Below are 15,759 nucleotides of genomic sequence, written 5' to 3'. Positions count from 1 at the left end.
AGAAAGTGTGTCTGGATTCGGTGATTTGTAGTGGTTGACCTCTAGGTTTCAGAGAAGTATATGCTCCGGGAGCATATATCTGGCTCCGGGACGGTAAATCCACGGTGTGGCAGCAGTGATGTGCTACATGCGGCGTGGTGTGGTGTCACAATGTCAAAGAACCAACCACGCTGCCACTGCGGCGGTGAGATGAAACGCAACGGCACCACCAGCAAAGGAACTACCAGGTGGCGATGCAAACACTGCGGCGCGTCGCGTGTGAAGCGCCGGATCGACATCACCAATTCCACGGGTTTTACCGCCTTCATTGACCACCTGACCACTGGCGCCAGCCTCGATACCATTGCCAGCCGTGTGGGATGCTCGCCGCGCACACTGCAACGCCGCTTCGAACCCTTCTGGCTCGTTGACGTACCCGATCCAACCATCGGACACATCGGGCGGGTCTACGACCAGGTGTTTCTAGACGGCACATATACCGCCGGCGGCTGTTTAATCATTGCCGCCACTATCGACCATGTCATCGCCTGGCACTGGTGCAAACACGAAACCACGCGCGACTACCAACGACTTCTCGAGCGCATCGAAGCCCCACTTATCGCCGTTATCGATGGCGGCCAGGGAGCGTTTAGCGCGATCAAAAAGTGCTGGCCCACCACGAAAATCCAGCGTTGCCTCGTGCACGCCCAACGCGTGGTACGCCGCTACACCACCTCACGTCCCCGCACTGATGCTGGGCGCACCATCTACCGACTGGCGCTGAAACTGACCCGGATCACCACCCTGGACCAAGCAGCAGCATGGGGTGCGCAACTGCACGAATTCTCCACGATCTACCGTTCCTGGATGGACGAGAAAACCACGGTCAAAGACCCTAAAACAGGTACATGGACCCGCACGTGGACACATCACAACGTGCGCAAGGCCTACAACAGCCTCAACCACCTCTGGCGCTCCGACCTGCTGTTTGTCTACCTCACCCCACCAGAAGGTGTGCTGGAGAAAAACCGGATTAAATCCACCACCAACAGCCTTGAAGGCGGCATCAACTCCCAAATCAAACTACTTGCCAGAACACACCGCGGAAGATCAGGCGAACGACAACGCCGGATGCTGGATTGGTGGCTCTACTTAAAAACCGAACTGCCCGACGATCCAGCACGAATCGCCAGGCAGTCCAACTGGGGCCAGGACCAACTCGCCAAAGTTTCCACCCTGACCCAACACGAGAACCAAGCCGACCACGAAACAGGACGACCAGCCCTCTACGACAACGCTATCGACACCGACTACACCCACTCAATCGGCATCCAGAAAGGCCAAATCTAACCCCCACGCGACACGCCGAGCCAGACACACTTTCTGTCGTTTAAGCCTAAAAATTGACCCTGGCATAGAGAAAGGCCCCAGCGAAGACCGTAGTCTCACTGGGGCCAACCGGTGGAGCTGCCGGGAATTGAACCCGGGTCCTTCGTCACCTTGCCAGGGCTTCTCCGTGCGCAGTTCGCGCGGGATCTCTACTCGGCTCTCCGGCTCGGACGAACACGTTCCGGATGATGAGCCCAGCCGTCAGTGTGAGTCCCGTCCGGCCCTGACGGCGCGCCCGGACGGCAAGTTCCTTAGTCGATGCCAGGTTCTAGGCCAGGAACGCAACCTAGGCTGACAGACACGCGTCGCTGGATTTAGGCAGCGAGGGCGTAGTCACGCTGAGAGTTCTTCTCTGCGTTTAAAAGTTGCTATCGACGCTCACGGTGGTCGTTAGCCTTCACCGGCACGCTTCCCCTGGCTTAGTGTACGAAGTCGAAACCATATCAACCCCATACCTGTAGAGCGGGTTTGTGCTTTCTCTACAGTTCGTTCAACGCTAGTGCACTCGCGGCTATTCCCGCAAGTTTCCTTCCACCCACTCCTGGAGCACCACCGCATGGTTGACTTCGCGGTCCTTGGCGGCAAAGAGCAGGGTCACTGACTCGTTGCTGCGGGCGAGTTCCAAGAGCTTGTCGACGTCCCTTGCGTCACCGTCGCCCTGCTCCGCGGAGTCGAGCTCTGCGACGTAGCGGCGGCGGAACTCCGCGAAGCGCTCGGGATCGTGGTCAAACCACGTGCGCAGCTCCGAGGATGGGGCGACGTCCTTGAGCCAGTGTTCGGGCTTGAGGTCCCGCTTGGCCACGCCGCGAGGCCACAGACGGTCGACCAAGACGCGAGGCTGCGGTGCCTGGTCCGACGGGACGTCGCTACGCAAAAAATCATGAACCTTGACGCATGTAATCATGCGCCCCACCTTAGGCGTTGATGCCCTTGACGCGGCGGCCCAGCTCGCGGGTGATCTCCCGGTCCTGGTCGCGGCGCTTGATGTCCTCGCGCTTGTCGTGCAGCTCCTTACCCTGCGCCAGGGCGAGCTCCAGTTTGGCGCGGCCGTCCTTGAGGTAGACCTTGAGCGGGATGAGCGTTTTGTTGCCGTCGCGGACCTGGCCCATAAGGCGGTCAATTTCACGGCGGTGCAGGAGCAGCTTGCGGGTGCGCTTGGGGCTGTGGTTGGTCCAGTGCCCCATGGCATACTCCGGGATGTGGAGGTTGCGCAGCCAGATCTCGCCGTTGTCGATGGTGGCGAAGGCATCGGTGAGGGAAATCTTGCCCTCGCGCATGGACTTGATCTCCGTGCCAACGAGCACCATGCCGCACTCGATGGTCTCTAGGATCTTGTAGTCATGCCGGGCACGGCGATTAGTCGCGAGGGTCGCATTGCCGTCGCGAATCGCTTCCTTTTTCTTCTTGCCCTTCTTAGCCATGATTACTCCGATCCTAGTGGGCGCGGTGGCCAAAACGAAAAACGGCGACCACTCGCGGAGTGCGAAGCGGCCGCCGGGAATGTTCCTGCGGGTTACTTGCGGACGTAGGAACGCAGCGTGATGCCTGCGGCAATGGCGGACACCACGAGGGCCGCGACGCCGACGAGTGGCCAGACCACCCAGATCGTTTCGTTGGTGATCGGTGCGAGCAGCTGCGCCTGGTATAGCCCGCCCAACGCGGAGTCGATGACGTAGCGCTTCGCAGCGAAGATGCCCGCGCCCGCGATGAGCACGCCCGCCAGCGTGGCCAGGACGGCTTCGATGACGAAGGGGGCCTGCGTGGTCCAGCGCGAGGCGCCGACCATGCGCATGATCGACATCTCCTCGCGGCGGTTGAACGCGGCGATCTGCACCATGTTCGCAATAAGCAGCAACGCGGCGAGGGCCTGGGCGGCGGCAATAAGGAAGGTGGTGTTGCGGATGGAATCGAGGTTTCCGGTGGCGCCGCGCACGTCCTCGGCCTGATCCACGACGGCGGTGACCTGTGGGAGTTCCTCGATCCCCTCGAACGGCGTGACGTCGGAAGGATCCTTGAGCTTGATGTGTAGCTCCGCCGGTAGCGCGTCCGGGGAGGTCTCCTCCACCAGGATGGGGTCGGTTTCTTGGAACAGCTCCACGAAGCGCTCGTAGGTCTGTTCGCGGTTGCGGAACTCTACGGATTCGACGTTGCCGTCTGCCTCCAGTTGCCCCTTTAAGTCCGCACAGGCTGGAGTGGAACAGTCTTTGTCGTTGGCGGAGGTGGCGTCGTCGAACTGCACCATCACCTTGACGCGGTCGAGGTAGATGTCCTTGGTGTCTTTAGCCATGTCCGTGACCAGGATTCCGGAGACTACCAGGGCGATGGAGATGGCCGTGGTGATGACCAGCGCGATGGTCATGGTGAGGTTACGACCCAAGCCGCGGAAGGCTTCGCGGACTACAAACTTGAGATTCATTTCTATGCCACCCTTCCCTAGCGCGCCTCGCCGTAGACGCCGTGGGCCTCGTCGCGCACCAGCTTGCCCAGCTTGAGTTCGATAACACGGCGGCGCATGTCATCGACTGCTTTCGCGTTGTGCGTGGACATGATGACGGTGGAACCCAGGCGGTTGATTTTAGCCAAGAGCGTCATAATGTCCGCCGCGGTGGCGGGGTCTAGGTTGCCGGTGGGCTCGTCGGCAAGCACGAGCAGGGGGCGGTTGGCGAAGGCCCGGGCGATGGCCACGCGCTGCTGCTCGCCGCCGGAGAGTTCCGCGGGCAGACGGTTGGCCTTGGCATCAAGACCCACCATTTCCAGGACCTGCGGGACGTGCTTTTGGATATAGCGGGGCTTCTTGCCGATGACTTCGAGGGCGAAGGCTACGTTGTCGTACACGTTGAGCTTGGGCAGCAAGCGGAAGTCTTGGAAAACGTAGCCGATGGACTGTCGCAGTCGGTTGATTTCCTTACCCTTGAGCGCGTTGACGTGGAAGCGATCAAAGTGGATATCGCCCGAGGTGACGTTTTCCTCGCGGACGAGCATCTGCAGGAAGGAGGATTTACCCGAGCCCGAAGGGCCAATGAGGAAGACGAACTCGCCCTGCTCGATCTCTAGCGAAAGGTTGTCCAGGGCGGGGCGGGTGGACGTTGGGTACACCTTGGTTACGCGGTCAAAGGTAATCACTTTGACCACCCTAGCGAACTTCTGTCACAGATTAAATAGCGTACAGGGTTCCCCCACCGAAATTTAAGATGTGCGCCAACGCCGCTAACCCTGTTAACGTGATTCAGGTAACTGCATTCGACGAAAAGGGCCCACCATGACCCGTACAAAGAATACTAATACCAGCGCAGCCAGCGTTGAGGAGAAGGCAAGCGCAGAAAAGAGCGTAAAGGGCTCGGGAACCGGTGGGTTCCTTGGCACCGTCGAAAGACTCGGCAACATGCTGCCAGATCCGTTCTGGCTATTTGTCATTCTCGCCGGTTTCACGGCCGTGGCCAGCTGGATTGGCAGCATGTTGGGCATGTCCGCCACGGATCCACAGTCCGGTGAGACCATTGAGGTCACCAACCTGTTGTCCACAGAGGGCCTGTCGCAGATGGTGACCGAAGCGGTCACCAACTTCACCTCTTTCCCCCCACTGGGCGTTATCATCGCCGTCATGCTGGGTGTGGCGGTGGCCGAACAATCCGGCATGTTGGCCGCCTTGGTGCGCGCCATGGTCTCCAAGGTGGGCCCGCGCACGCTCACCTTCGCCGTGGCTCTGGCGGGCGTGACCGGCTCGGTCGCCTCGGACGCTATTTACGTCATCCTCATCCCGCTGGGCGCCATGGCTTTCCACGCGGTAGGCCGCTCGCCCATCGTGGGCGCGATGGTGGCCTTCGCCGCGTCGTCGGCAGGCTTTAACGCCTCGCTGGTCCTCAACATCACGGACCTGTTGCTGGCGGGCATCTCGACGTCCGCGGCCCAGCTTGTTGATCCGGCCTACGAGGTCTCGCCGGTGGCCAACATCTTCTTGGTGATCCCCTCTGCCATCGTCCTCTCCCTCATCATCACCGCGGTCACCGAGCTGTTCATCACGAAGAAGGCCCACGAGCTCGTGGACCACGACCAGATCAACTACGACGAAGTGGCCTTTGACGGCCCCGAGCACGACGGTGAGGACGCCGCCGAGGACACACTGGAGCTCAGCGCCACCGAAACGAAAGGGCTGGTATACACGGGCATTGCGACACTGGTGTTCCTCGCCGGCTACTTCGCCCTCATGCTCGTCCCCGGCTCCCCGCTGGCGGGCCCGGACGGCAGCGTCATGGAGTCCCCACTGCTGAAATCCATCGCTGTGCCGATTGCCTTGCTGTTCCTCGTCGCCGGCGTGGTCTACGGGGTCACCGTGAAATCCATTACCTCCGCTGCGGATATCCCGGACTTCATGGGCAAGGGCCTGGCCACCATGATCCCAATGATGGTGTTGTTCTTCGCCGTCGCCCAGTTCCTTGCCTGGTTCAAGTGGTCGAACCTCGGCTCCTGGACCGCCATCCGTGGCGCGGAGCTACTGCAGAGCTGGAACCTGCCGCCGCTGCTCCTCTTCGCAGCCTTCGTGGCACTGGTGGCCCTCTTGAACCTATTCATTACCTCCGGTTCGGCGCAGTGGGCGCTGATGGCCCCGGTAATCGTCCCCATGATGATGTACGTCGGCGTCTCACCCGAGGTATCTCAGATGCTCTTCCGTATCGGCGACTCTCCGACCAACATCATTACCCCGATGTCGCCGTACTTCGCCCTGGCGCTGACGTTCCTGCAGCGCTACTACAAGCCGGCCGGCGTGGGCACCCTGATGTCGCTGTCCCTGCCGTATTCCATGGCTATGCTCATCGGCTGGTTCTTGTTCTTCGTGGTCTGGTACCTGCTGGGCATCCCACTGGGCCCCGGTTCGCCGATGGAATACCCGGCGCCTTAAGCACTAGTGGAATCGGCGGAGGTTTCCTCCATGCGCCAGCGGATGCCGGCCTCGAGGAAACCGTCCAGATCGCCGTCGAGCACCTTCTGCGGATCGCCCACCTCAAAGTTTGTGCGCAAGTCCTTGACCATCTGGTACGGGTGCAACACATACGAGCGCATCTGGTTACCCCAGGAAGCGTTACCGCCCGCGCCGAGGGCGTCCATTTCCGCACGCTCCTCCTGGCGCTTGCGCTCCAGCAACTTAGCCTGCAGCACGCGCAGCGCGGAGGCTTTGTTCTGAATCTGGGACTTCTCGTTCTGACACGTCACCACGATGCCCGTGGGCAGGTGGGTGATGCGCACCGCGGAGTCCGTGGTGTTCACGGACTGACCACCCGGGCCGGAAGACCGGTACACGTCCACGCGAATATCGGAATCGGGTACGTCAATGTGGTCGGTGGTCTCCACCACCGGCAGCACCTCCACCTCAGCGAAGGAAGTCTGGCGACGCCCCTGGTTATCAAACGGGGAGATACGCACGAGGCGGTGCGCCCCCTGCTCCACAGACAAGGTGCCATACATGTACTCGCCGTGCACCACGAAGGTAGCGGACTTGATGCCAGCTTCTTCCGCGTAGGAGATGTCGTAGACGTCTACTTTGTGGCCGTTCTTCTCCGCCCAGCGGATGTACATGCGCATGAGCATCTCCGCCCAGTCCGCCGCGTCCACGCCGCCGGCTCCCGAACGGATATTGATCACGGCCTCGCGTTCGTCGTACTCACCCGACAGCATCGTGGTGACCTCGAGCGCCTCGATGATCCCACGCAGCTCATCTAGCTCCGCCGTGGCCATCTCCACGGCGTCGGCCTCCCCGGCCTCTTCCTCTGCGAGCTCGTACATCACCGGGACGTCGTCAAGCCGGGTGCGCAAGGACTCCAGCTTTCGCAGCTTCGCCTGCGCAGCCGAGAGCGCGGAGGTCACCTGCTGCGCGTAATCTGGGTCATCCCACAACGATGGATCCGCGGCCTTGTCCTCTAATTCGCGGGCCTCAGCCGCGAGCGCCTCTGGGTCCATGACCTTCTCAATGGTGGTCAAGGTGGCAGAAAGCTCGTCCAATGCTGCGGAAATCTCTGGCTTCATGGGCACTTAGTCTACTCAGGATTCGCATTAGGCCTAGTTTCGGGTGACAATGGTGGCCATGAATGAGGCCACCAATGCGGAGCAGAACCAACCAGGACAACCCACCCTGGAAGAAATGATTGACGCGATTGCCAAAACCTTCATCGTGGCGCACGTCGATGACACTGACGCGCACCTCGCCCAGGCACTGGTCTACAACGCCGGCCGCCTGGCCTGGCGAATTCGGGAGCAGGGGCTGACCAGCATCGATCAGAAGTCCTCTGTGTCCGACGTGGTTACCGAAGCGGATAAGGCAGCGGAGCGCTTTGTGGCGACCGCACTGGCTACCATCCGCCCGAACGACGGCCAGCTGGGAGAGGAAGGCGCCGCGCGCGAGTCCGTCTCCGGTCGCTATTGGGTCATTGACCCGGTGGACGGCACCTACAACTTCTCCTCCGGATCGGACTACTGGTGCTCCGCCCTCGCGCTGGTCAACGGCGACCCAGCCAACCCCGATGAGATCATCCTCGGCGCCGTGCACCGCCCGGCCATGGGTTACACGTGGTTCGGCGGCAAGGACTTTGCCACTACCCGCGACGGCGCAGACGTAGCAGTAAAGAAGGACTGCGCGGCCGCAGCCACGTCCCTGGTGAGCTACCTACACCCGCGCGACATGTGCAACGAGTCCGTGCGCGAGGCCTGGCTGGCGGTGGCCAATCAGTTCGCCACCGTGCGGATGCTGGGCGCTGGTTCCATCGACCTTTCCACCATCGCCGACGGCAGCTGGGGCGCCTGGATGCAGCACTCGGTGGCAGACTGGGACTGGCTGCCCGGCAAGGCCCTGGTGGAGGCCGCGGGGGGCGTGGCTAAGAAAATCGACGCCGGTGGTGTAACCTGGTGCGTCGCTGGAAACGCGCAGGTGGTCTCCGAGATCGAAGCCGCGCTTTCGGCTGATTAGAAGCATCTAAAAGAAATCCAAAGGAAGCTGTCACTGTGGGCAATATCAGCAAGTACCGCGAGGACCTCGGCCTCGCGCTCGAGTTGGCAGGCCGCGCCGACAACATCGCCATGCAGCGCTTCGAGGCCGCCGATCTGTGCATCAAGAACAAGGCCGACGAATCGCCGGTCACGGACGCCGACCTCGCCATCGAGAAAATGCTGCGGCACGAGCTCGCCCACGCCCGCCCCCACGACAAGGTGGTGGGTGAGGAATATGGCGGCACCCTCAAGCCGGAGGGTCGGCAGTGGCTCATCGACCCCATCGACGGCACCAAGAGCTTCTACCGGGGCGTTCCCGTGTGGGCCACGATCATCACCTTGCTTATCGACGGCGAGCCTGTCGCCGGCGTTGTCTCCGCTCCGGCGCTGCGGCGCCGCTGGTACGCCTCCAAGGGCTCCGGCGCGCACCGCGTGTTCGGTGGCCAGCCCAAGCGCCTGCACGTCTCCACGGTCAAGGACACCGCCGACGCGTCTCTGGCCGTGGGTTCCCTGCAGTCGTGGAAGAAGGCGGGCCTGTACAACAACCTGCTCGACCTCGCCGGCGACGTGTGGCGCCTGCGCGGCTATGGCGATTTCTGGAACTACTGCCTCGTCGCGGAGGGCGCTGTGGACATCGCCATGGAAGCCGAGGCCTCGCCGTGGGACTTGGCGGCCCCTGCCATCATCGTGAAGGAAGCCGGCGGCGCGTTCACCAATCTCGCGGGAGTGCGCGGCCCGCTGGGCGGCTCGGCGGTGGCCACCAACGGCCACCTGCACGCCACGGTGCTGCGCACCATGGATCAGATCCACCCGGACGAGAACCCCACCACCTCCCAGTTCGTGGCCCAACCCGGCGCGCCCAACGCTGCGAACCCGCGCGGAGCAGCTGAAAACTAGGGCGCACGCCGCCCAGCTCCTCGCATTTCTTCAGTCCCCGACTTTGACATAGTTGGCGCCAATCCGGCCCGGTGTGGGCCCTAACGCGTCAAAGTTGGGGCGTCGAGACGCAAACGCACAACAGCGTGCCCCCGGGACAATCCCAGGAGCACGCTGTTAAGCATTGATGGAGCGTGAGTTCCTTAACTCCGCGGCAAGCGGAAGCCCGCACCCACACCACCACGGCGGTCCAGGTCCGCCATGACGGCCCCCATGTTTGTGCCCACCGTAGGCGAGTGCAGCGCGCCCTGCAGCGGCGTCTTGCAGGAAGGGTTAATCTGCTGCGGCAGCAAACCACGGGAGACAAAACCCACCAGGCGCCCGCGGACCAACAGCGGCGCACCGGAGTCGCCCACCGTGGCGCACACGTGGTTGACCTGGATGGACTTGCCGCTGGTGTAGGTCACGCCGCAGGTCGTGCCGGTGGCGACGCCGCGCTTGCAGGCGACGTCACCGGAACGCGGACCGCGCTTGGCAATCTGGTTCACCATCACGCCGTTGTAGGAGCGAGTTACCTCCGCCTTGGAGCCCAGCTCCACGACGGAATAGTCCAGCTTCTTATTTCGCGACACGATCGTACCGGTAGGCCCTACCTGCCAGGAATCGGCAGACGAGACCTGGTCGCCTTCCTTGCCGCAGTGCCCGGCGGTGAGCCCCACCTTGCGACCCGCGTTGTCGTAGCCAGCCACGGCCATGGTGCACATGGTGTCCTTGCCCACGTAAATGGGCGTGCCCGGGCCATACAACGACTTGCCCTGGCTCATCACCTTGTTGGATTTTTCCGGGGTCCGGGGCGAATCGAACCATACGCCCGGCACGCGGTGCAGCACGTAGTTGGCCTGGGGTTTGCCCGCCAGGGTCTTTGACACAACGTCATTGCGCCAGCGGTAGTTCGGGTCCGTGGACTTCGGTGTGAAGTTCTGCGGCGCATCAGGGTTCGACTCCGCGTCGGACGCAGCACTCTGTTGCAAGCCGATCGGGTTCGGGTTGGTGGCAGGCTCCGGCTTCACGTGCGTAGTGTGCCAAACGTCTGCCTCCTTCTGCTTTCCAATCGGCGCCGCCTGCGTCTCGGCGTAGCCCGCCTGCTTCACCGCCGACTGCACCTGCGCATCCGCCTTCGCGACGGCCGCGTCCACAGAATCAGTCACTGACTTGTCCACCTGTGGAGTGTGAATCCCCCACTGCTTCAAGTCCTTGCGCACCCCCTCGACGAGGGCGGCTGAGTCAAAGGACGCCTTCACCTTGTGATGTGCCGTGGCCTGTCCAACTGTGCCAACAGTAGTATCCACGGCTTGCTCCGCAGCGGACGCCTGCGGAGCACCAAACGCACACGCACCTGCAAAAGCAGAGGCCACCAGAACCTTCTTTAGGTGCGACATTTTTAGCATGTATCAGCCTCTTTCTCGTGAGAATTCCAGTACGTTCTCGCCTTCACTTTCTCACGAATCAACCCCCTCCAAAGCCAAACCACCGCGACGCAACTAATCCGTTACGTTTGTCCTGCAATTCGCTTCCAAACGGGGGTAGCACTGGGTCTACCGTCCGCCGCGAGGACGGCTACAGAGGCACTGGAACTGGGCCACCGCATCCTCGTGGTCGGTCCCGCGCAGAAGCTGCAGGAAATCTCCGCCTACCTCAGCGACTCCTCCAAGGGACTCACCGACATCAACCCAGTGGCTTTGGGTCTAGGGCTGTCCACAGGCATCTTCGTCGGCCATGTTGCCGTTCCGCTGCACGGCGGCGGTTCCTTCAACCTGGGCGCGGCCGCGGGCGTCCTCTTGGTCGCGCTCGTGATGGGAGGGATGGGTCGCATCGGTTCGATGATCACGGCGCTTCCTCATTCCGCCAACGCAGTGTTGGCGGAGCTCGGCCTCCTGCTTTTCCTGGCCCAGGCCGGCACCAACGCGGGCAGCCAAATTACTGCAGCCTTCACGGGAGGTCAGTGGTGGAAGATTGGCCTGCTGGGTATGTTCATTACACACGCGCTGGCCGTACTGGGCTAGGTTCACTCCCGACGGCAAGACCCCGACTTTGACACGTTACGGGCATACGCGGCGCGCTGCGGCACCAAACGTGTCAAAGTCGGGGCTGAGTTGTGGTGGTAGCGCAAGTCCTTTACTGGTCCTTGCGCTGAGCTCTTTAGGTCGGTGGGACGTTTCCTCCCATAGTGACCTTCTGCGCGACCTCGTCCCAGGTGAACGAGGCGTAGGTTTCCGCTCGGTTAATGCCGCCGCCACCGGGGGAAGTGGAGTAGTAATAGGTGACGTCGATTCGGGTATCGCTAGTGCGCGTGACGCTCGGTTTGAACGCGTACGCGTCCAACGTGCCGGTACCTAAGTACTCGCCCTTGTGGAACAGCATTATCTGATACGGCGAGGTCGAGGTGCCGTGTTCGATGGTGACAACCGCCCACGACAGGGACGCACACGGGTCATATCCGCTCAAGTCAGCCCACTCCGCGGTCCAATCCCACTTGGCCGGGGTAAGCCGATGCAGATTATTGCGTACGGCCTGGTCAGCGGTTAACGTGCCGCAGCTCGCGCCACCGCTCTTGCTGCCGTCATGAACTGAGTCCTTCTTCGTACTCGACGGACGGCTGGTGGTCGAGGTGGCGGTAGCCGTGGTGGTGGGCGAAGCAGTGGTCGTTGAAGGCAACTCAGCAGTCGTCTCTTCCTGTTCCGTCTGCTCAGTCACTTGATCGACCTGCGTGTCCTCACTGGCTGCCGCGGTATCGTGCTCCTCCGGCGGCGTCCACGCCTCCGGCGCATCGTTCACACCACAGGCTGTCAGAAACAGGATGGGAACGACTACCCCGGTGAGGCATCGTACGCGTCGCTTCACAGGCCGATCCTCCTTCCCACGTACACCCGAAGATTCCACACGAACTGCAAAAGAATAAGGAAGAAGAGCGTGAACACCACAATAGCCACGGAACGAAGGCCATCATTCATCGCTGACTCAGCCTCTGCAAAGAGGTCCGAGCTCGACGATCCGCCACCGCCAAACAACAACGTCAGCAGGTTGAAGGTCCACACCAAGAAGATGATGCCCCATCCGATGAGCCACATCAACGATTCATTACGCGTGCGCCCGGGCGCGGCCGCGAGGGTGCGAAGATCAATCGAGATGCCTGTCGACGCCCCCGGCGCGTTGTTCGTCGGCTGCTGGTTGATTGCCGGGGTTGAGCTTTGCTGCGGACGAGAACTCGCAGCGCCAGTGTTCGTCGCGAACGCAGTCTGCGCCGGCTGCGGGGAGTTACCGCTGGCAAACTGACGGAATTCCCGGATGCCGATCTCGGAGCCGTTCGGATCGTCGAGCGCTTTGTCATAGCTCGCGCGGCGCGAATCATCAGCGAACAGCTCACGTGCCGTCCGCAGCTTGTCCAAGTTTGCTCGGTCATCAGGCTGAGTCGTGGCAAGACGCTGATCAATCTTGTTCACGATGTCGGCCGAGGACTCAGAACGGTCGATGCCGAGGTCCGAATAAATGTCGTAGCGGTTCATTCAGAAGTACCTTTCTTGATGGGTTAGGTTGTCTCTAGCAAGGAGAGGAATAATCGGCTGCCTGGGTGAGTTTGCGGGCAAATCCTTCCCCGCGGGCCTCCGCCGCACAAACGCCGGAAAGGTTTGTGCCGTATTCGATATAGACGGGATACACGTTCGCCCCCTCGGCCTTAGCTCGGAAGGCGCCGCACACCCCGGGGTACGTCGATGTCGACCCTGGATGCGCGTCAAGGCTGGCCTGGACGAGGTCTTGCGGATTATCACCGGGGTACACGAGCACCGAGTCCACGATGAGCACGTATTCGCCCGCACAACTCGGGACGGGCAGCCAGTCTCCAGAATGGTGGTCCTCGGTCTTCGAGTTATTGTCAGAGTCCGACGAATCCGCAGAATGATTGCTATCCTCCTGCGAACCTTCGTCTCCGCAAATCATTTGATACCCGCGAAGCTTGCCGATCAACTCCTGCGGCGCACCAGCATTGGCCAACTTGTCTTCGTCATAGCAATAGATTGTCAAGGGCCATCCTTGTTTGCCGTCATACCGATACCCGGACCAGCTGCCATCACTCCAGTGGGCCAAGGAAAAGACACCAGACTGGGATTTTCCAAGGAAGTGCCAGCGGCCATCGCAATAGAGGCTTACATACCGGTTGCCATCCTGCCCGGCTGAATTCGGATCGCAGTCTCCGAGTTGTGGGGATTCTGCGGTGACCTTTTCCTTTGTGGTCGGTACAGCCTCGTCGGAAGTCTCGGCTTCCTCAACTACCTTCTTGTCAGTGGTCGTAGGTGCGCTGCTCGAGGACGGCTGCGATGCTGCTGTCTCCGCCTCGTTCGCGATCGTGGCGACTCCCGCGGCATCCTCGTCCTTGGTGAGCGCCCAGACACCCGCACCGGCCGCGGCAAGCACAACGATGGCGGCAGCCAGTAGCGCAATGATTTTGCCGACGCCCGATTTGGCCTGGGCCGGCTCCGCACCTACCGCGGACGCTGAATAATCCGCGCCGCCCCACTGGTCGTCGTTGGATGGCGTCCCGCCTGGCCCTAGCATGTCTTCACCACCTCGATGACCTTCGAAGGAACCTTGTCCTCGCGCATTTTTTCTTCTTCGTAGCAATAATCAACAAAGAACCCGCTTTCGATGGCGCGTTCGTAGATTTCCCAACCTTCGCCGTTCCAGAAGTAGGGCAACGGTTCTATTTTTCCCTCAATTTCGACGTCGGAAACCATCCACTGGTCTTCGCAGAAGTGCACCTTGTCAATGTCCAAGAAGTCCCCGTGATTCTTTTCCAGCGCCTTTGGCTGGCAATGCGAGGGTGGTTGATTAGCTGCCCGACCGATGAATAAGGCACCCGCCACCAAAACGATGACTGCCAGCAGTGCACCACTGGCAATGGCCAGATGCTTGGGTTGCAGGACAAAGCTTGCTGACTGATTTCGGTGCGCATCGCCGGACACCGCTGCGTCTGGCTGACCCCACTGTCCCTCCGCCGGGGAACTATTTTCCGGGAACTCCGTGTCAGGCTGTCCCCATTGTTCTGAACCGTTCAATAGCCAATGTCCCCTCTCGTACCGTGTCTGCCCAGCAGAGCAGATAGTTTGCCAGCTTTGCGCCACGAACATTACCGCATTTTTCTATCTCCCCTCTACAGAACTGTACGAAAAAATTTAACTATGTTAGATTTGAATCTATACATGACACCATTTCGCTTATTTCCACGCATCTGATTAGCGTCCGGAACCGTCGGAGCGAACATCTGCGCAGGCTGGACGCACCACAAACGCCACCTGCTCCCCGACCTCGAAAAGTTGGCTGCAGCTTAGGATTAAGCTGACCACCCCCGAGCGACCCACCGTGCAACAATTTCGAAAGGACACTGATGGAAGATTCCACCAGCCTTCGCCCCACCCGTGCGCTCAACGCCGCTGAACTCGCGGGAACACACAACCGCGTGAGCATCTCGCCTGACATTGTTCGCACGCTCGCCCACGAACTCGGCTACTCAAAGCATCCTGCGTTCGTCGACGGGCAGAGGAACACTCTGCCGCACCTGTACGACCTTTCGGACGTTTTGGAATTGATGCTGCGCGCCAAACTCCCCGAGCTGTGTGCGATCCCGTCCCCCGACCAGCAGTTGGAATCGCAGATCGCCGACAATCTGTTGCAGCGCATCTTCGCTCATGATTTCACAACGCGTTCGGAAGTCCACGATCTCTTGCCGTCAGAGACAGTAGTCCTGTTCAAAATGGGGCCTCCCCGCCTGTGGGGCTATGCGGTCCGTCAGCGCTTGGCCGCAGACGCCGAACAGGCCATTCCTGCCTCCTACCACCAGGACCCGACGGGACCGCACACGGATCCGCAGGAAGCGTGGCTCGGGGCCCACGTCACGGACGCGTCCGACCTCACGTCGCTCGACACCAAGGTCAGCGACGTGCCGGTGGACGAGGACCGATACCAACGTCTTCGGCTCGGCATGAGCCTTGTGGACGGCTATGACCAAGTGTGGAGCTCCGCACGTGGGCACTGGCGGGTCAGCACCGATACCCGCTACATCGTTCCGTCCCGCTATGGCTGGTGCCCTTATGTGTACCGAGTGGCCGACGACGGTTGGCGCCGCGACGAGTTCGACGGCAGCCGCGACAGGTACATGGCAACCCGCGGTTATTTCATCGACGTCAAGCGACAACGCCTCATGGAGCTCGGGGCGCCGAATCCGGACAATGCCTGGCGCCCGAAGGTTCGAGTCAGCGAACAACCACCAACTGACCGCGACCTCGAGGTAGCCAGTGTGTTGTCCGACTCGCTCATTGCTCTCGGCGCACCGCAACGCAACCCGGTCATCCGCCTGCGCCAGCGCGGACGCAATTTGTTCTAGGAGGGCGTCCTGCGGCACCACAACGTTGCAGACAAGCAAGATGCCGGGTTAAGTAGCAAAAAGTGTGTCTGCTTTTGACGGTTGTTGCTGGTTAGGCTCTCAAA

16 protein-coding genes and 1 other RNA gene are annotated in these 15,759 nt (G+C 61.2%); 6 read left to right on the top strand and 11 right to left on the bottom strand.

All coding sequences use genetic code 11. From position 1 onward, the window contains the following. Nucleotides 1–150 precede the first annotated feature (150 nt). Nucleotides 151–1,329, top strand: a complete 1,179-nt coding sequence (locus tag H0194_RS08685; protein WP_185175509.1) for an IS256-like element IS3507 family transposase — start codon at nucleotides 151–153, stop codon at nucleotides 1,327–1,329. Nucleotides 1,330–1,438: 109 nt separating this feature from the next. Here H0194_RS08685 and ssrA read toward each other — a convergent pair. From ssrA to ftsE, 5 genes are all read right to left on the bottom strand, one after another. Further along, nucleotides 1,439–1,819: a transfer-messenger RNA gene (gene ssrA / locus H0194_RS08680) on the bottom strand. Between the two features lie 60 nt (nucleotides 1,820–1,879). After that, nucleotides 1,880–2,272 (bottom strand): DUF488 domain-containing protein, encoded by a 393-nt coding sequence (locus H0194_RS08675; RefSeq protein WP_185175508.1) that lies wholly within the window; start codon nucleotides 2,270–2,272, stop codon nucleotides 1,880–1,882. Between the two features lie 10 nt (nucleotides 2,273–2,282). Next, a complete protein-coding gene (smpB, locus tag H0194_RS08670) occupies nucleotides 2,283–2,789 on the bottom strand; it encodes an SsrA-binding protein SmpB (protein WP_185175507.1) in 507 nt (168 codons plus the stop codon). A 92-nt stretch (nucleotides 2,790–2,881) separates the two neighbouring features. Continuing rightward, nucleotides 2,882–3,784: a permease-like cell division protein FtsX gene (gene ftsX, locus H0194_RS08665; RefSeq protein ID WP_185175506.1), complete on the bottom strand. Its 903-nt coding sequence runs from the start codon at nucleotides 3,782–3,784 to the stop codon at nucleotides 2,882–2,884. Nucleotides 3,785–3,801: 17 nt separating this feature from the next. Next, nucleotides 3,802–4,491, bottom strand: coding sequence for a cell division ATP-binding protein FtsE (ftsE, locus tag H0194_RS08660; protein ID WP_185175505.1), 690 nt, complete (start codon nucleotides 4,489–4,491; stop codon nucleotides 3,802–3,804). A 259-nt stretch (nucleotides 4,492–4,750) separates the two neighbouring features. Here ftsE and H0194_RS08655 point away from each other — a divergent pair, with 259 nt between their 5' ends. Then, a complete protein-coding gene (locus H0194_RS08655) occupies nucleotides 4,751–6,265 on the top strand; it encodes an AbgT family transporter (RefSeq protein ID WP_246389165.1) in 1,515 nt (504 codons plus the stop codon). Here the strand turns inward: H0194_RS08655 and prfB are convergent. Beyond that, nucleotides 6,262–7,386 (bottom strand): peptide chain release factor 2, encoded by a 1,125-nt coding sequence (gene prfB / locus H0194_RS08650; RefSeq protein WP_185175503.1) that lies wholly within the window; start codon nucleotides 7,384–7,386, stop codon nucleotides 6,262–6,264. The genes H0194_RS08655 and prfB overlap by 4 nt on opposite strands. 58 nt (nucleotides 7,387–7,444) lie before the next feature. Here prfB and H0194_RS08645 point away from each other — a divergent pair, with 58 nt between their 5' ends. Together H0194_RS08645 and H0194_RS08640 are read left to right on the top strand one after the other, a co-directional pair. Continuing rightward, complete coding sequence (locus tag H0194_RS08645) at nucleotides 7,445–8,323, top strand: inositol monophosphatase family protein (RefSeq protein WP_185175502.1); 879 nt, start codon at nucleotides 7,445–7,447, stop codon at nucleotides 8,321–8,323. 44 nt (nucleotides 8,324–8,367) lie between these two features. Then, nucleotides 8,368–9,240 carry an inositol monophosphatase family protein gene (locus tag H0194_RS08640; RefSeq protein WP_185176966.1) on the top strand — a complete coding sequence of 291 codons (873 nt, stop codon included), beginning with the start codon at nucleotides 8,368–8,370 and terminating at the stop codon, nucleotides 9,238–9,240. Between the two features lie 182 nt (nucleotides 9,241–9,422). Here H0194_RS08640 and H0194_RS08635 read toward each other — a convergent pair whose 3' ends face one another. Beyond that, a complete protein-coding gene (locus H0194_RS08635) occupies nucleotides 9,423–10,658 on the bottom strand; it encodes a S1 family peptidase (protein ID WP_343061279.1) in 1,236 nt (411 codons plus the stop codon). 213 nt (nucleotides 10,659–10,871) lie between these two features. On the opposite strand from H0194_RS08635, the gene H0194_RS08630 reads away from it, so the two are divergent. Further along, nucleotides 10,872–11,282: an aspartate-alanine antiporter-like transporter gene (locus H0194_RS08630; RefSeq protein ID WP_246388868.1), complete on the top strand. Its 411-nt coding sequence runs from the start codon at nucleotides 10,872–10,874 to the stop codon at nucleotides 11,280–11,282. 136 nt (nucleotides 11,283–11,418) lie between these two features. Here H0194_RS08630 and H0194_RS08625 read toward each other — a convergent pair whose 3' ends face one another. From H0194_RS08625 to H0194_RS08610, 4 genes are read right to left on the bottom strand one after another with little or no spacing between them, the layout of a single operon-like run. Beyond that, on the bottom strand, nucleotides 11,419–12,120 hold the full coding sequence (locus H0194_RS08625) for an LppP/LprE family lipoprotein (protein WP_185175500.1): 702 nt from the start codon (nucleotides 12,118–12,120) through the stop codon (nucleotides 11,419–11,421). Beyond that, nucleotides 12,117–12,782 carry a hypothetical protein gene (locus H0194_RS08620; protein ID WP_185175499.1) on the bottom strand — a complete coding sequence of 222 codons (666 nt, stop codon included), beginning with the start codon at nucleotides 12,780–12,782 and terminating at the stop codon, nucleotides 12,117–12,119. Before H0194_RS08620 ends, H0194_RS08625 begins: the two co-directional genes overlap by 4 nt. 34 nt (nucleotides 12,783–12,816) lie before the next feature. Continuing rightward, nucleotides 12,817–13,830, bottom strand: a complete 1,014-nt coding sequence (locus tag H0194_RS08615) for a hypothetical protein (RefSeq protein ID WP_185175498.1) — start codon at nucleotides 13,828–13,830, stop codon at nucleotides 12,817–12,819. Continuing rightward, nucleotides 13,824–14,330 carry a hypothetical protein gene (locus H0194_RS08610; RefSeq protein WP_185175497.1) on the bottom strand — a complete coding sequence of 169 codons (507 nt, stop codon included), beginning with the start codon at nucleotides 14,328–14,330 and terminating at the stop codon, nucleotides 13,824–13,826. The genes H0194_RS08615 and H0194_RS08610 overlap by 7 nt, the downstream gene beginning before the upstream one ends. Before the next feature lie 329 nt (nucleotides 14,331–14,659). Between H0194_RS08610 and H0194_RS08605 the strand changes: the two genes are divergently transcribed. Beyond that, the gene (locus tag H0194_RS08605; protein ID WP_185175496.1) at nucleotides 14,660–15,655 is read left to right on the top strand and encodes a hypothetical protein; all 996 of its coding nucleotides are present in this window, start codon (nucleotides 14,660–14,662) and stop codon (nucleotides 15,653–15,655) included. Nucleotides 15,656–15,759: the final 104 nt, after the last annotated feature.

The organism is Corynebacterium incognita, assembly GCF_014217255.1.
GTDB lineage: Bacteria > Actinomycetota > Actinomycetes > Mycobacteriales > Mycobacteriaceae > Corynebacterium > Corynebacterium incognitum.
This window is presented reverse-complemented; position numbering and strand designations above follow the sequence as displayed.

Coding starts and splice junctions, on each gene's coding strand:
- H0194_RS08685 (WP_185175509.1), top strand. CDS start 151: ATGTCAAAGAACCAACCACGCTGCCACTGCGGCGGTGAGATGAAACGC.
- H0194_RS08675 (WP_185175508.1), bottom strand. CDS start 2,272: ATGATTACATGCGTCAAGGTTCATGATTTTTTGCGTAGCGACGTCCCG.
- smpB (WP_185175507.1), bottom strand. CDS start 2,789: ATGGCTAAGAAGGGCAAGAAGAAAAAGGAAGCGATTCGCGACGGCAAT.
- ftsX (WP_185175506.1), bottom strand. CDS start 3,784: ATGAATCTCAAGTTTGTAGTCCGCGAAGCCTTCCGCGGCTTGGGTCGT.
- H0194_RS08655 (WP_246389165.1), top strand. CDS start 4,751: ATGCTGCCAGATCCGTTCTGGCTATTTGTCATTCTCGCCGGTTTCACG.
- prfB (WP_185175503.1), bottom strand. CDS start 7,386: ATGAAGCCAGAGATTTCCGCAGCATTGGACGAGCTTTCTGCCACCTTG.
- H0194_RS08645 (WP_185175502.1), top strand. CDS start 7,445: ATGAATGAGGCCACCAATGCGGAGCAGAACCAACCAGGACAACCCACC.
- H0194_RS08635 (WP_343061279.1), bottom strand. CDS start 10,658: ATGTCGCACCTAAAGAAGGTTCTGGTGGCCTCTGCTTTTGCAGGTGCG.
- H0194_RS08620 (WP_185175499.1), bottom strand. CDS start 12,782: ATGAACCGCTACGACATTTATTCGGACCTCGGCATCGACCGTTCTGAG.
- H0194_RS08615 (WP_185175498.1), bottom strand. CDS start 13,830: ATGCTAGGGCCAGGCGGGACGCCATCCAACGACGACCAGTGGGGCGGC.
- H0194_RS08605 (WP_185175496.1), top strand. CDS start 14,660: ATGGAAGATTCCACCAGCCTTCGCCCCACCCGTGCGCTCAACGCCGCT.